The organism is Streptomyces sp. P5F9, from assembly GCF_057961495.1.
Genome location: NZ_JBXVPZ010000985.1, coordinates 1 through 925 on the forward strand (window position 1 = coordinate 1; position 925 = coordinate 925).

Here is a 925-nt window from a genome sequence, read left to right on the forward strand (position 1 = left end):
GAGGAGGGCGAGGGGGGCCAGGAAGGTCATCTTGGCCCAGAGTGCGGCCGTTTCGTCGGGCAGAACCTGGGTCTTGGGGCCGGCCGCGCGCAGGGCTGCCGCGAGGGTGTCCAGGCGGTCGCGGGGGACCATGTCGCCCGTCAGGTCGATCTCCGCGAACGGGCTGCCGTGGTCAATCACCCCTGGGGCAGTGCGAGTTGACTCGACCCGGATGATCGCGGGGGCGACCTGGGTGGGGGTGTGGCGGGCGCGTAGGTGCGTTGGGTGTTCTACGCCGTTCAGGAACGGGACGAGGAGGGCGTCGCCCAGGGTCTTCGCCGGGACTCGGGTGAGGGCCGCGTCCAGAGTTGTTGCCTTGACCGTGATCAGGCAGGCGTCTACCGGTTCGCGTAGTTCCGTGGCCGCGTCCACCGGGGCCGTGAAGTCGCCGAAGTGGGTGCTGTGGACCCGGATTCCGTTCGTACGGAGGGTGTCGGCGGTTTCTTCTCCGGCCAGGCAGATCACCCGGTGGCCGGCGCGGGACAGTAGCGCCGCGAGCAGGCCGCCTACGCCGCCGGGGCCCAGTACCGCCACGGTGAGTTCGTTGTTCGCCATGTTGTCGCGTCCTCTCGTCGGTCGGCCCCGTGAACGGTGGCCGCCTCGGAAGGGATCATCGCAGGTGTGTTCGGGAGAGGGGCGGCGGTATCGCTTCCGACGCGCGAGACTGGATGTATGTGCCGCAGTATCAAGACGCTTCGACCGCCCGCCCTGCCCGACGAGGCCACGGAGGAGGAGGTTCGTGCCGCCGCGTTGCAGTTCGTGCGCAAGGTCTCCGGGTTCCGGGCACCTGCCGCGCACAATCGCGAGGTCTTCGACCACGCGGTGGATGTGATCGCCGAGGCCACGGCCGAGTTGCTTGCGGGGCTTGAGGTGAGGGGGGCGGGCG

General features: G+C 69.6%; 2 protein-coding genes. One reads left to right on the top strand and one right to left on the bottom strand.

Features of this window, described 5'->3' with window-relative positions; translation table 11 throughout:
• The coding region (locus AC31A1_RS51965; RefSeq protein ID WP_489660003.1) for a ketopantoate reductase family protein at positions 1–594 on the bottom strand (594 nt) is incomplete at its 3' end.
• Positions 595–711: 117 nt separating this feature from the next.
• Between AC31A1_RS51965 and AC31A1_RS51970 the strand changes: the two genes are divergently transcribed.
• On the top strand, positions 712–925 hold a 214-nt coding region (locus tag AC31A1_RS51970), incomplete at its 3' end, for a DUF2277 domain-containing protein (protein WP_489660004.1).